The organism is Runella sp. SP2 (assembly GCF_003711225.1).
GTDB lineage: Bacteria > Bacteroidota > Bacteroidia > Cytophagales > Spirosomataceae > Runella.
Genome location: NZ_CP031030.1, coordinates 7,377,124 through 7,389,570, shown reverse-complemented (window position 1 = coordinate 7,389,570; position 12,447 = coordinate 7,377,124). Strand labels below are relative to the sequence as shown.

Annotated in this window: 12 protein-coding genes; 5 read left to right on the top strand and 7 right to left on the bottom strand. The window is 45.5% G+C overall.

What is annotated here, in order from left to right; genetic code table 11:
• The first annotated feature begins 45 nt into the window (after positions 1–45).
• Positions 46–1,548: an arylsulfatase gene (locus DTQ70_RS29835; RefSeq protein WP_122934187.1), complete on the top strand. Its 1,503-nt coding sequence runs from the start codon at positions 46–48 to the stop codon at positions 1,546–1,548.
• Between the two features lie 104 nt (positions 1,549–1,652).
• On the opposite strand, the gene DTQ70_RS29830 is transcribed toward DTQ70_RS29835, so the two are convergent.
• The 3 genes from DTQ70_RS29830 to DTQ70_RS29820 form a co-directional block, all read right to left on the bottom strand.
• Positions 1,653–2,033, bottom strand: a complete 381-nt coding sequence (locus DTQ70_RS29830) for a hypothetical protein (protein WP_122934186.1) — start codon at positions 2,031–2,033, stop codon at positions 1,653–1,655.
• A gap of 50 nt (positions 2,034–2,083) precedes the next feature.
• Positions 2,084–3,295 carry a serine hydrolase gene (locus tag DTQ70_RS29825; protein WP_122934185.1) on the bottom strand — a complete coding sequence of 404 codons (1,212 nt, stop codon included), beginning with the start codon at positions 3,293–3,295 and terminating at the stop codon, positions 2,084–2,086.
• A 76-nt stretch (positions 3,296–3,371) separates the two neighbouring features.
• Positions 3,372–4,724: a hypothetical protein gene (locus DTQ70_RS29820; RefSeq protein WP_122934184.1), complete on the bottom strand. Its 1,353-nt coding sequence runs from the start codon at positions 4,722–4,724 to the stop codon at positions 3,372–3,374.
• Between the two features lie 258 nt (positions 4,725–4,982).
• Here DTQ70_RS29820 and DTQ70_RS29815 point away from each other — a divergent pair, with 258 nt between their 5' ends.
• The 4 genes from DTQ70_RS29815 to DTQ70_RS29800 all read left to right on the top strand — a co-directional run bounded on the left by DTQ70_RS29815 (position 4,983) and on the right by DTQ70_RS29800 (position 8,787).
• Positions 4,983–6,155, top strand: coding sequence for a hypothetical protein (locus DTQ70_RS29815; protein ID WP_122934183.1), 1,173 nt, complete (start codon positions 4,983–4,985; stop codon positions 6,153–6,155).
• 170 nt (positions 6,156–6,325) lie between these two features.
• Complete coding sequence (locus DTQ70_RS29810; protein WP_122934182.1) at positions 6,326–6,664, top strand: potassium transporter KefB; 339 nt, start codon at positions 6,326–6,328, stop codon at positions 6,662–6,664.
• Positions 6,665–6,758: 94 nt separating this feature from the next.
• A complete protein-coding gene (locus tag DTQ70_RS29805) occupies positions 6,759–8,000 on the top strand; it encodes a DUF4153 domain-containing protein (RefSeq protein WP_122934181.1) in 1,242 nt (413 codons plus the stop codon).
• 178 nt (positions 8,001–8,178) lie between these two features.
• Positions 8,179–8,787, top strand: a complete 609-nt coding sequence (locus tag DTQ70_RS29800; protein ID WP_122934180.1) for a dihydrofolate reductase family protein — start codon at positions 8,179–8,181, stop codon at positions 8,785–8,787.
• 12 nt (positions 8,788–8,799) lie between these two features.
• On the opposite strand, the gene DTQ70_RS29795 is transcribed toward DTQ70_RS29800, so the two are convergent.
• The 4 genes from DTQ70_RS29795 to fusA all read right to left on the bottom strand — a co-directional run bounded on the left by DTQ70_RS29795 (position 8,800) and on the right by fusA (position 12,237).
• The gene (locus DTQ70_RS29795) at positions 8,800–9,156 is read right to left on the bottom strand and encodes a hypothetical protein (protein WP_122934179.1); all 357 of its coding nucleotides are present in this window, start codon (positions 9,154–9,156) and stop codon (positions 8,800–8,802) included.
• A gap of 18 nt (positions 9,157–9,174) precedes the next feature.
• Positions 9,175–9,579 (bottom strand): hypothetical protein, encoded by a 405-nt coding sequence (locus tag DTQ70_RS29790; RefSeq protein ID WP_164490268.1) that lies wholly within the window; start codon positions 9,577–9,579, stop codon positions 9,175–9,177.
• Positions 9,580–9,691: 112 nt separating this feature from the next.
• Entirely contained in the window at positions 9,692–9,997 is a 306-nt protein-coding gene (rpsJ, locus tag DTQ70_RS29785) for a 30S ribosomal protein S10 (protein ID WP_028522456.1), read from the bottom strand.
• 131 nt (positions 9,998–10,128) lie between these two features.
• The gene (fusA, locus tag DTQ70_RS29780; protein WP_122934177.1) at positions 10,129–12,237 is read right to left on the bottom strand and encodes an elongation factor G; all 2,109 of its coding nucleotides are present in this window, start codon (positions 12,235–12,237) and stop codon (positions 10,129–10,131) included.
• Positions 12,238–12,447 lie beyond the last annotated feature (210 nt).

Sequence of the window (12,447 nt, the reverse complement as noted above, 5' to 3'; positions counted from 1 at the left end):
GGCCTATTTTTGCCTCCTCCTAAACCTAGTTATCCCAACCTTTTTATGAGAAAAATTTTCTGGTCTTTTGCCTTGTTTTGCCTTTGCTTGTTGGCGCATGGCCAAGCCTCCAAACCCAACGTCATTATCATTTATGCCGACGACCTCGGCTACGGGGATGTAAGTTGTTACGGTGCAAAAAAAGTCGCTACGCCCAACATCGACCGACTGGCTAAAAAAGGAATCCGATTTACCAACGCCCACACCACTGCTGCTACTTGTACGCCTTCGCGCTACTCGTTGCTGACGGGCGAGTATGCTTGGCGAAAGCCTGGGACGGGGGTGGCCACTGGCGATGCCGCCGCCCTGATTTTGCCAGGTCGTAGTACGTTGCCACAGGTTTTCCAACAAGCAGGCTACCAAACGGGAGTTGTTGGGAAATGGCATTTGGGCTTAGGGCCGCAAGGTGGCCCCGATTGGAATGGCGAAGTTAAACCAAGCCCGCTGGACATTGGCTTCCATGAGTCATTTATCATGGCAGCTACGGGCGACCGCGTACCCTGTGTGTATGTCGATAATCGCCGTGTGGTTAACCTCGACCCCAACGACCCCATCAAGGTGAGTTTTAAAGAACCTATTGGCAACGAGCCGACGGGCCGTGCCAACCCCGAACTGCTCAAAATGAAACATTCGCACGGGCATGACTTTACCATCATCAACGGAATTGGGCGCATTGGCTACATGACGGGAGGGAAAAGTGCCCGTTGGAAAGACGAAGACATGGCCGACATTTTTACTCAAAAAGCCGTTTCGTTCATCGAAAACCACGCCAAACAGCCCTTTTTCTTGTATTTCGCCACCCAAGACATCCACGTACCACGCGTACCTCACGAACGGTTTGCGGGGAAAAGTGGCATGGGACCACGCGGTGACGTGATTCTGCAACTGGACTGGGCAGTAGGCAAGGTGCTAGAAACGCTCGACCGACTGGGCATCACCCAAAATACAATGATTGTCTTTTCGAGCGACAATGGCCCTGTGGTGGACGATGGCTACCAAGACCAAGCCGTCGAACTGCTCAATGGGCATACGCCTGCGGGACCGCTGCGGGGCGGCAAATACAGCGCGTTTGACGCAGGAACGCGCGTGCCGTTTATTGTGAGTTGGCCACAAAAAATCAAGGCGGGGGTTTCTCCCGCGCTGGTGAGTCAAATCGACTTGTTGGCTTCGTTTGCTAGTTTGACAGGGCAAACGTTTGATGCCACTACTGCCCCCGACACGCGCAATTACTTGCCTGCGCTGTTGGGCAAAGACCAAAAAGGCCGCGACCACGTGATTGAACACGCGGGGACGTTTTCGGTCATTCAAGGCGATTGGAAGTACATTGAACCCAGCAACCGCGCTAAAATGAGCGTTGAAACGAATACAGAATTAGGGAACGATACAAAACCTCAGTTGTATAACCTAAAAACGGATTTGGGAGAAAAAAATAACCTAGCCGAGGCTAACCCTACAAAGCTGAAAGAGTTGGAGGAATTGCTAAAAAGTGTCAAGGAGTTGAAGAAATAACCTTTTTCGCCCCGAATCGTAGTTCGGGGCGAAATAAGACATTGCGTCTCTGACGCGGTTGTTGTTTTTTGATAAAAATTTGTGAGCAAGATACTACTGCTACATTATTTTCGCACAACTTTCTGACTATTTCCCCCTCCTTTTGTCCACACAAAATAATCTTTTCCGTGCTCTATTATCTTGTATGTCTCTTGGTTGACAAGTAGCGTGCTGTCTGTTTTGTCAAACACCCATTCAAAATTACTTAGGCGACCGTCGGCACTTTGAACAAGACCATCGGGAGAAGCTATTTTTCCTGTTCCATTGGCATCAAAAATAAGCTTACGTTTGATTATAACGGTAGGTGTGAACGCATTGCTCCACTCCCAACTGCCGATAAAATAATTTGATTCAAGCACTTGATAGCTGAAATTTTCTTTGCAACCAACCAAGGAACCAGTGAGTAACATTAGGCTAAAAATGAGGTACTTTTGAGAAGTTTTCATGGTTTGAAAAGGTGTGTTTAGTAGTTAAAACTGTTCTTTAAATTTTTCTGTTACTTCATTGCGGCTTTAAAGATGGCGTCGCGAATTGGGTTTGGGTTAAAATAGTCTTTGGTGGCTTGTAAACCCATGTTTTGACGGTTGATGAGAATAATCACGGAGAGTTTTTTTTCAGGAACTACCGAAATGCTCGTTCCCGTAAAGCCCGTGTGACCAAACGTACCCACTGGGCCATTTTTCATGAAGGAATTTATCGGATCCATCATCCAGCCAAAGCCGTTCTTGAAGGTATCTTGGGTCAAAAAAAGTGCTACAGTTTTTTCTGAAATAAACGATTTCCCTCTGACTTTGCCGTTGTTTTTGAGCATATCTACCAATTTTTGCAGGTCATCTACGGTCGAGAATAGCCCCGCCGCGCCCGAAATTCCTTCGTTGGCGTACCACGCATTACCGTCGTTTACTTCTCCTTGCAAAACGTACTGTCGCCAGCCGTTCCAGCTTTTCGGGTCAAGGTCTTTGAGCACAAATCCCAAAGAAGGGTCTTCCACCATCCGTTTTTCGTAGGGATTTCCCAATGACGTCGCTGCGATGATATTTGCCTTTTTATCAGGCTTATAGGTCGTTTTAGTCATTTTGAGCGGGGTAAAAATGTCCGTTTTAACGTAAACATCCAACGATTTCCCCGACACCTTTTCGATAATTTCGCCCAAAATCGTAAAGCCCAAATCCGAATAATGACGCCCTTCACCCACGGGATATTTCAGCGGTAATTGTTTGATAAACTCATAAGTAGTAGCGCGTTGTTGCGAAAAATAGTACAACGGATACCACTCGTACATCCCCGACGTGTGCGTCAACAAATGACGGAGGGTAATTTTGGCTTTGTCTCCTTCGTCTAAGCCTTTGACGTATTTTGATGCGGGGTCGTCCACGTTGAGTTTTCCTTCGTCGTGTAGCTTCATGATGGCCGTGGTTGTCCCAATCACTTTGGTCAATGAAGCAATATCAAACAAGTGATTTACCGTCATCGTTTCGGGATGGTCCGACACTGAGCCGTCAAATTCCTTCAGTTTTGCGTATCCAAACGCTTTTTTGAGCAACACCTTATTTCCCTTTTTGATGGCTACTACCGCCCCTGGAATTTTATTTTCGGCAATGTATTTCTCAACGACAGTGCTAACCTCACTGTCCAATAATTGAGAGGCGTTCTTTTGGGCAAAAACGATTTGAACAGCGAATAAAAAAAGAAAAAGGGCGGGTTTCATTCAGACAACAATCAAGGTGTTATAATAGCTTTTGCACGAAGATACATTAAGTTGAAGTGTTTGTAAAAACTTATTTCTAACTTCCTCCGCACCCCCCACAGCCACCGCATCCGCCTCCACAGCCACCTCCGCCACCATCACCGCCGCTACTGCATCCTGCCCCCCCTTCTCCTCCACCACTATTTTTGGTGGGTTTATCAAACACGCGCTGAAGGGTTTGATTACTACCCAAACTATATGAAGAATCAAATAATAGAAAAGTGAGCGCTCCCGCTGTAATATACCCTTCCCAAGCCTTCGATTGGTACGTTTTTTTCATTTCATTGTCCATCAACGGCAACTGCCCCAACACTATCCAAACCAACACATAAATAATCAACAGTAATAGCAAAAAAATCACGGGCTTGCCATTCACTATCCCTTGCGCCACGCGCGCCAGTCCAACCATGATTACCCACCATTGAAACAAGCCAACCGCCACATCTTTGGCAAGCTCATTTCTCAGGGCCATGGATTTTTTCGACATTATTTCGGCAAACGGATACAAAAACGCCCTCAGAAGTCCCGCTTGCAGTTCCTTTTTATCTTGGGCTTGCAACGAATACATCATCGGTTGTTGTGCTTGCTCATCCCACCCAAATTTTCCTTCGTCTTGGTAGCGAATCCACCCCCTTTCGGCAAAATCAGCCACGAGGGTTCGGAATAGGGTTTCTGTATCTTTAAACAAAGCCGCAAAATGATACGGGTGTAATTGCCTTGCAGCCTCTCCCATAACCCGTTTTTTATACTGGATTTTCTGATACGTTCCCCACCAAGCCCAAGCCATCAAAAGTGGAAAAGTCAACAAAAACTGAGGCCCCGACAGCATAAACATTCCGAGCGCGCATAGCCCAATGACAACCGCTCCAACTGGCCAATACTTGTGGCCTTCCCACTGAGGTGTCACTTGCAAAGTTGGTGTTCGGAAGGGTGAGTTCGGTGCCAGATAGCTTTCCAGTTCTAGTCCTTTGGGCAAAGGCCAGCAATCGACAGGAGGCAGTTCTTGAAATTCTTTGACGTAAGCAATTAGGGTATCAGCGTACCAATCTCGGTGGCGTTGGTTTTCGGAAGAGCCTCCTTTGTTGGGGTAGTGGTGCAGTTGTCGTTGGAGTACTTCTCCGCAGAGTTTTTGCCAGTAACTTTGTGTGTAGGTCAGGTGCAAATGCCAGACTTCATCGACCACCTCCGAGGGCGACGCTCCTTGGGGCATCGTAAGACAGAGATACAAAAACTTTTTATACTCGGCCATCGCCCGTTTGGCAAACTCAGGCGACCATTTTTGTTCGTTGATTAACTTGTCAGAAAACTGCACAGCGGCCTCTGGAGAATCGTCTAATTGAAAATCGCTCAATTTTTGCCAGAGCGAGGGTTGGGAAAGTTGGGTGTTCATCGGATAAGAGTTCGGTTTATGTTTATGACCGAAAATTGGAGGTTTTCCTACCCAAAAGTCAAGGGTAACCGCTAGTGACTCGCTGTGTAAGGGGTAGTTACAGCGGGATTACACAGCTTTTTCTAAAAAAAAGATAACTTGCAACTCCGTCAGACGATAGTCAGACGGAGTCGGTCTGACTACCGTCTGACCGTCGTACGACGGAGGTTACGGCAAAACGGTCTGACTACCGTCTGACCGTTGTAAACCATCATCACCATGAACATTGAAGTAGCCCGCCCTTTGTTTGAAAAGCTTTGGAACCAAGTCCTCGAACGGTATTTTCAAGAAGAACTGGGCTTGCCCTATACCGATTTCCGAACCCCTCCGCACTCGATGAATCAGGTGTTGGGCAACGCCAATTGGTCGAAAAGCAGTAATTACGAAAAACAACATAAGCGACAACTACCCGCTTTTGTTGGCAACGCCACCCACCAAAAAAGCCTCGAACTACACGAAAAAGGCATTGGCCCCGAAACCTATAAATTTGGCGGCAGTACCTTCCGCGACCGCCACGATGACCTCCTAAAATCGACAAAAGCATTTATTGGCACCACCGACCATTTTATGTTGGCCTTGGTTCGCACCCTCGGATATGCTACCCTCGACGAATACCGACAAGCCAATGGTTTTGAGCCCACCACCGTACGAACCAATATCAATAAACCTTCCGCAGAATCTTCTCCGTCGGAAGAAACCAAAGCCCCCCAATCTTCCGAACAACGCTGGAAAATAGCTACTGCCGTTGCCTGTGCGGGCTTAGTAGCTATGACTTTGTGGAATTTGTTCTTTACGAGGCAAAATACAGCAGGCAAAATCATTCGCTCAGTAGCCGACACTTCAACTTTAGCCAAAGGCATTGTAGGCAATTGGTACAGTTACAACCGAAACTACGAGGCCCGCGGCAAAAATGATGGCTATACATTTAACCGCATTGCGTGGCAAATTTCGGTGGAGAAACACGGTTTTTTGAGCTTAAAACGCTATTGGAAGGCCATTGAATTTGACGGCTGGACAGAGTTTATTGGAGGCAGTTCGCCGCAACTTCATTTTTTCTTGAACGTCTATCCCAATGGCAGTGGTTACAAAAACCCCGTGGGGTATCGGCATTTCAACTGCGGAATTTGGGGAGAAAACAACGATTGGATGCACGCTGACACCCTAAGTTGCATTTGTACTTCTTACAATTTCAGCGACAGCCACTTGGGAGAACCTTTGGCCAGTCGCGAAATCCTCATCCGTCAACCTAGCGCGTCGTTCGACTCCCTCAAAATCAACGCTAAAAGCCTTACCACCGCCGAAGCACCTTGGCTCGAACGTTTTCTTCCTAGGGAAGAAAGTTATTTGTTCCAAAAGCCCAAGAAAAGCGCGACCATAAAGCAGGCTGAATGAAACTTGAAAAGTCGGATTCAACTACCTATCGAAAGCATAGAAAGTCTTCAAAAAAATAATTTTGAGATTTTGTTTGGATTATAGTTTGTGAACCTATTTACTTTGCAATACAAAGTACTTTTGATTATCTCAATCACAGTCATTTTATCATCCGTCAACACCTCATTTTTATGACACCAACCAACGCTTTCGCCCCGCAGCCCTTTCAGCCTGCACCTTTTATCAAGCGCTCTGTCATCGGAGCGAGTATTGCGCTCGCCATCATTGCTTTTTTTGTTTTTAGTGTCAATACGCCAAGACCAGAATGGGGTACTTTCTGGATGGTAAAACCACTCATTATTACCCCTTTGGCTGGAGCAGCGGGCGGTGGAGCTACTTACTTGGTAAGTCTGTTAGGTACACAAAACGGCTGGCAAAAAGCACTTGCTATTCTCGTGAGTGTGGTAGGGTACATTATCGCCCTCTGGTTAGGAATTGTACTAGGTCTCAACGGTACTTTGTGGAATTAATTCGTGTAACTGTTATTCGTTATCGGTTATCAGTGTACTCGATAACAGATACACCAATAACAGTTATCAGATACACCAATAACCTCCATCTCCTATGAAAGACCTAATCACAGCGCATATCAACGAGCCGCAGCAGCTTGAGAAGCTGTACCGCTCCAATAAAGCATTATTCAAACGTACTTTTAACTCCGTTTATCCCGAACTGAAAGGGAACTCCATCGCCGACGTTTGGCATGAACGATTAAGCTACGACAGCGACGATATTCAATGGGGTACAAGCCAAGACCTTGCCCTTCTGGTGGGGGCATCTTTGGTGGCGGGTCTCATTGCCAAACTCCCTGCTTTTGCCCAGCTCAACGAAGAGTTTTTTTATACCCGCAACATCGGATTTATCATTTTCCCGCTTCTGACCGCCTATTTTGGTTGGAAAAACAACGTTTCGACAAAGACAATGGCCCTACTTGCAGGAGCATTTGTTGTGGCAGTTGTCTTTATTAACAGTCTTCCCGACCAACCCACAAGCGATACCCTGACGCTATCCTGCATTCACCTTATTTTGTTTTCGTGGTCTATTCTTGGGTTTGCCTTTGTGGGTGACTCCAACCACCCCGAAAAACGGTTGGGCTATCTCAAATACAACGGCGACTTGGTGGTGATGACCACGCTGATTGTCATTTCGGGCGGCATATTAAGTATGATTACTGTCGGTCTGTTTTCGTTGATAAATCTTGACATCGGTAAGTTTTATTTTGAAAACATCGGTGTTTTTGGACTTGCCGCCGCGCCTTTGGTAGGCACTTACCTTACCCAAACCAATCCGCATTTGGTAGGCAAAGTATCACCCGTTATTGCCAAAATTTTCAGTCCGTTGGTGTTGGTGATGCTAGTGGTGTACCTCGGTGCCATCATTTATTCGGGCAAAGACCCGTACAACAACCGTGAGTTTTTGATGGTATTTAATGCCCTGCTCATTGGAGTGATGGCGCTCATTTTCTTTTCGATTGCCGAAACCTCCAAAACTTCTCACCACCGCGCCCAAGTATGGGTACTGTTTCTGCTCTCGGCGCTGACAATTGTGGTCAATGGCGTGGCACTCTCGGCGATTTTGTTTCGGATTTCGGAATGGGGCATTACCCCCAACCGTACGGCCGTATTGGGCGGAAACTTGCTTATTTTGGTGAATTTATTGCTCGTAATGATACAGCTTTCCAAAGTACTGACCCAAAAGGCTACTCTCGCCAACGTGGGAAAAACAATTGCGATTTATTTACCTATTTACAGCCTCTGGACCATCGTCGTGACGTTCTTGTTTCCCTTTTTGTTTGGGTTTAAGTAAGCACTACGGGGTTCCTCTTTAATCACTAGCACGGGTCGTTTAGCCTGTGCTAGTGATTTTTGTGCAAATGAGCTTCCCTTTTCAACATCTGTCGCATTTAGCCGCTGAGATTGTCGCATTTACACTCCGTTCTTGTCAGCTTTGTTAGCCACCTTTGTCTTACTAAAATCTGACGAAAATGCGACGAATCATCATCCAAGAATTTATTTCATTGGACGGAATAATCCAAGCTCCTGGAGCCCCCGAAGAAGACCCATCCAACGGGTTCAAATACGGTGGTTGGACGGCTCCATTCTTCTACAAGGCTGACGAGGAAGCCGATGCCTTCATGCAAAACAACCTCAGCCCTACCGATCTTCTTTTAGGGCGCAACACGTATGAGCTTTTTGCTGCCTATTGGCCCGAACGTGCCGACGGATGGCCTGGTATTAATGAAGTCACCAAATACGTTGTATCAAACAATCCGCTGGAACTTACTTGGGTAAACTCTGAGCAAATCAGCGGGGATGTCGTGACTCGCCTCAAAGAACTTAAAGCGGGAGATGGCTCAATTTTGAAAGTGATTGGCAGTGGAAATTTTGCTCAAACCTTATTTCAACACGAGTTAGTGGATGAACTTTGGCTCATGATTTTTCCAGTCATTCTCGGAACAGGTAAGCGGCTGTTTGGAGAAGGGATTATTCCTACTTCATTTACGATGGTCGAAAGTCTAGTTACTTCCAACGGGGTCATTTTTGCTAATTATAAGCGAACAGGAGAAGTCAAAACGGGAACGATTGGTGGATAATTAACGACGTTCCTACAGCAATTTTATTCTCTGGTCGGGCGCGCTGTGTCCAAACAGAAGCTTTCCAAACGTAGGAATGCCCGAGTCATAATGGTGGACAAGTCCATGTACTTTTTTCTCGAACAAATAGGCAGAAAAAAGCGAAAAATTGAGAAACTTCTCTTGCAGCCATAGAATGAAGTTTAACTCCTGTGTTAAATCGTTGGGAGTCTCATTGATATAAATTCGTGGACTATACGCTTGGTAAGAATCGGCGTGTTGTCGCAGCCATTGATACATACTCGTCGAATGCCACATAGAAAGCACGTTGGTATTTTTCGCCAGCCATTCGGTCAATGTGTCAAGTTTAGCCGCTAAGTGTTCGTCCAAGTAGAGGTGCTGGAAGACTTATCGGCGTTCTTGGTCAAGGAGTCCTCCCAACTTTGTATAAAAAGCTTTTTCATTTTCATCTTTTGGTGGGGCAGGCTTCCCGATTTTTTGGTAAGATTTAACAAAATAGCAGTACTGAGATGCCAAAATGCTGGCATAAAAGCTTACTTGATGTGTGGTTGTTTCATTAGAACATTCCATTACAAACCCAAAACTCGGCGCCCAAGAAGACTCCCTAAAGGTATTGATTCGGTATTTTTCGCCGTATTTGTTTTCAATTTCGTCAAGAAAAGCGCTATGCTTGCCCTCTTTATATCCTTTTCGAATCAATTCTTGAATACGTTGAGTAGTAGGGTCATTTCTACCATTGAATGTTTCAGTTGGGTAGAAATTCCGTAGCAGTTCGAGTAGCTTGTCTTCCATAACTTGACAAAGTTTACTATAAACCTCGAACATACTAAAAATCTTTGAGTCCCAAAAAACAACAAAAGCCGACACTTTGCAGCGTCGGCTTTTTATTTGAAACCAAATGTCATTAAACTTTAATTTCGACATCAACACCACTTGGCAACTCAAGTTTCATCAAGGCATCTACAGTTTTAGCGCTTGACGAGTGGATGTCGATAAGGCGCTTGTAAGTGCAAAGTTGGAACTGCTCGCGTGATTTTTTGTTTACGTGAGGTGAACGCAAAACTGTGTAGATTTGCTTCTCTGTAGGCAATGGAATAGGTCCGCTTACCACAGCTCCCGTTGATTTTACCGCTTTCACGATACGATCGGCCGATTTGTCCACCAAGTTGTGGTCAAATGACTTCAATTTGATACGAATCTTCTGGTTCATTATAATTGGTTGGCTCTGATTGATTATTAATTTCCCCATCGAAAGAGCCATTAACTCCGATAGGAAATAGCCCCCCTGCCCCAATGGGGAGCTATTTATTTTATTGAAGTCCCCATTGGGGATTTAGGGGCTTATCCTTTCGACTTAGCGATTACGGTTTCCGCCAAGTTGTTTGGCAAGAATTCATAGTGCGAGAACGTCAAGTTAGCAGTTGCACGACCCGATGAAATCGTACGAAGGTCAGTTACGTAACCAAACAATTCTGACAATGGTACATCCGCTTTGATTACTTGCGAACCTGCTTTTGTATCCATTCCTTTCATCATACCACGACGACGGTTCAAGTCACCTGTGATAGGACCAGTGTATTCGTCTGGCGATACTACTTCTACTGACATGATTGGTTCCAACAATTTTGGACCTGCCTGACGAGCCGCTTCTTTGAAGCCCATACGAGCTGCCAATTCAAACGACAATGAGTCAGAGTCAACATCGTGGTACGAACCGTGGAAGAGACGAACTTTCATTGAATCGATTGGGTAACCAGCCAATGCGCCGTTCTTCATAGAGTCAGTGAAACCTTTCTGTACCGCAGGGATAAATTCGCGAGGAATAGCACCACCCACGATTTCGTTGACGAACAACAAACCAGTTTTAACTTCTTCTCCTTCTTTCTGGTCATCACGTGGCCCGATTTCGAACACGATGTCGGCAAATTTACCACGACCACCCGACTGCTTCTTATATACTTCGCGGTGTTCAAAGTTTTTCGTAAGCGCCTCTTTGTAAGCTACTTGAGGAGCACCTTGGTTTACTTCTACTTTAAACTCACGACGCATACGGTCGATGATGATTTCTAAGTGAAGCTCACCCATCCCTTTGATGATGGTTTGGCCTGTTTCCTCGTTTGATTCTACTTGAAGCGTTGGATCCTCTTCAATCAACTTACCAATTGCTTTCGAGAAGTTATCTTGGTCAGCTGTTTTCTTAGGCTCAATTGCATACCCGATAACTGGATCAGGGAATACCATTGATTCAAGAACAATTGGGTTTTTCTCATCAGAAAGGGTATCTCCCGTTTTGATGTCTTTAAAACCTACCACCGCACCAATGTCACCTGCCTCTAAGCGCTCGATTGAGTTTTGCTTGTTGGCGTGCATTTGGAAGATACGAGAAATACGCTCTTTGTTGCCCGAACGGTTGTTCAACACATAAGAACCTGCTTCCAACACCCCTGAATAAGCACGGATAAAACACAAACGACCTACGTAAGGGTCAGTTGCAATTTTAAATCCTAAAGCAGCAAAAGGCTCATCAACACTTGGCTTGCGAGAAATCTCAGCGCCTGTGTCTGGGTTTGTACCTTTGATGCTTTCTTTGTCAAGTGGTGAAGGCAACAACGCCATCACGTAGTCAAGCATGGTTTGTACTCCTTTGTTTTTGAACGAAGAGCCACAAAGCATTGGAACGATTTTCATGTCAATCACCGCTGCACGCAAAGCAGTCAAGATTTCGTCTTCCGTGATTGAATCTGGATCATCGAAGAATTTCTCCATCAACGACTCATCGTATTCTGCTACTGCTTCGAGGAGTTTTTCACGCCACTCAGCCGCTTCTTCCTTCATATCGTCAGGAATAGGCACAACTTCATACGTCATTCCTTTATCGTGCTCATTCCAAATCATACCACGGTTGTTGATCAAATCAACCACCCCTTTGAATTGGTCTTCTGCACCGATAGGCAACTGCAAAGGTACTGCGTAGCTACCCAACATTTCTTTTACTTGCTTGCACACGTTCAAGAAATCAGCACCCGAACGGTCCATTTTGTTCACGAAGCCCAAACGAGCAACGTTATAGTTGTTGGCCAAACGCCAGTTAGTTTCAGATTGAGGCTCAACACCATCTACCGCACTAAACAAAAACACAAGACCATCTAATACGCGAAGTGAACGGTTTACCTCTACCGTAAAGTCAACGTGACCTGGAGTGTCAATGATGTTGATGTGGTAACTGTTGTCTCTCCATTTCCAATCTACTGTTGTAGCCGCAGACGTAATGGTGATACCGCGCTCTTGCTCTTGCGCCATCCAGTCCATCGTCGCTGCACCGTCGTGTACTTCACCGATTTTGTGGCTTACCCCTGCATAATAAAGAATACGCTCCGTTGTGGTGGTTTTACCCGCATCAATGTGAGCAGCAATCCCAATGTTTCTTGTGAATTTTAAATCACGTGCCATGGTTTTTGTGATTGTTATTGAATCTGTTAAGTCTGTTTCTTGACAAAAAAAATGTGTCTATTCTGACACACCCCTGAAAATCAGAGCGCAAAATTAGAAGTTTTGTCCTGAAAAACCAAAAGTCGTTTTTTACAAATTTAAAAACTACCCCTTCAAAGTGCCCTCTTTTTTATTTTCTCTACTTAATTAATAGACGTTGGTACTATTTTT

Coding starts and splice junctions, on each gene's coding strand:
- DTQ70_RS29835 (WP_122934187.1), top strand. CDS start 46: ATGAGAAAAATTTTCTGGTCTTTTGCCTTGTTTTGCCTTTGCTTGTTG.
- fusA (WP_122934177.1), bottom strand. CDS start 12,237: ATGGCACGTGATTTAAAATTCACAAGAAACATTGGGATTGCTGCTCAC.
- DTQ70_RS29810 (WP_122934182.1), top strand. CDS start 6,326: ATGACACCAACCAACGCTTTCGCCCCGCAGCCCTTTCAGCCTGCACCT.
- DTQ70_RS29805 (WP_122934181.1), top strand. CDS start 6,759: ATGAAAGACCTAATCACAGCGCATATCAACGAGCCGCAGCAGCTTGAG.
- DTQ70_RS29790 (WP_164490268.1), bottom strand. CDS start 9,579: ATGGAAGACAAGCTACTCGAACTGCTACGGAATTTCTACCCAACTGAA.
- DTQ70_RS29825 (WP_122934185.1), bottom strand. CDS start 3,295: ATGAAACCCGCCCTTTTTCTTTTTTTATTCGCTGTTCAAATCGTTTTT.
- DTQ70_RS29815 (WP_122934183.1), top strand. CDS start 4,983: ATGAACATTGAAGTAGCCCGCCCTTTGTTTGAAAAGCTTTGGAACCAA.
- DTQ70_RS29830 (WP_122934186.1), bottom strand. CDS start 2,033: ATGAAAACTTCTCAAAAGTACCTCATTTTTAGCCTAATGTTACTCACT.
- DTQ70_RS29820 (WP_122934184.1), bottom strand. CDS start 4,724: ATGAACACCCAACTTTCCCAACCCTCGCTCTGGCAAAAATTGAGCGAT.
- DTQ70_RS29800 (WP_122934180.1), top strand. CDS start 8,179: ATGCGACGAATCATCATCCAAGAATTTATTTCATTGGACGGAATAATC.
- rpsJ (WP_028522456.1), bottom strand. CDS start 9,997: ATGAACCAGAAGATTCGTATCAAATTGAAGTCATTTGACCACAACTTG.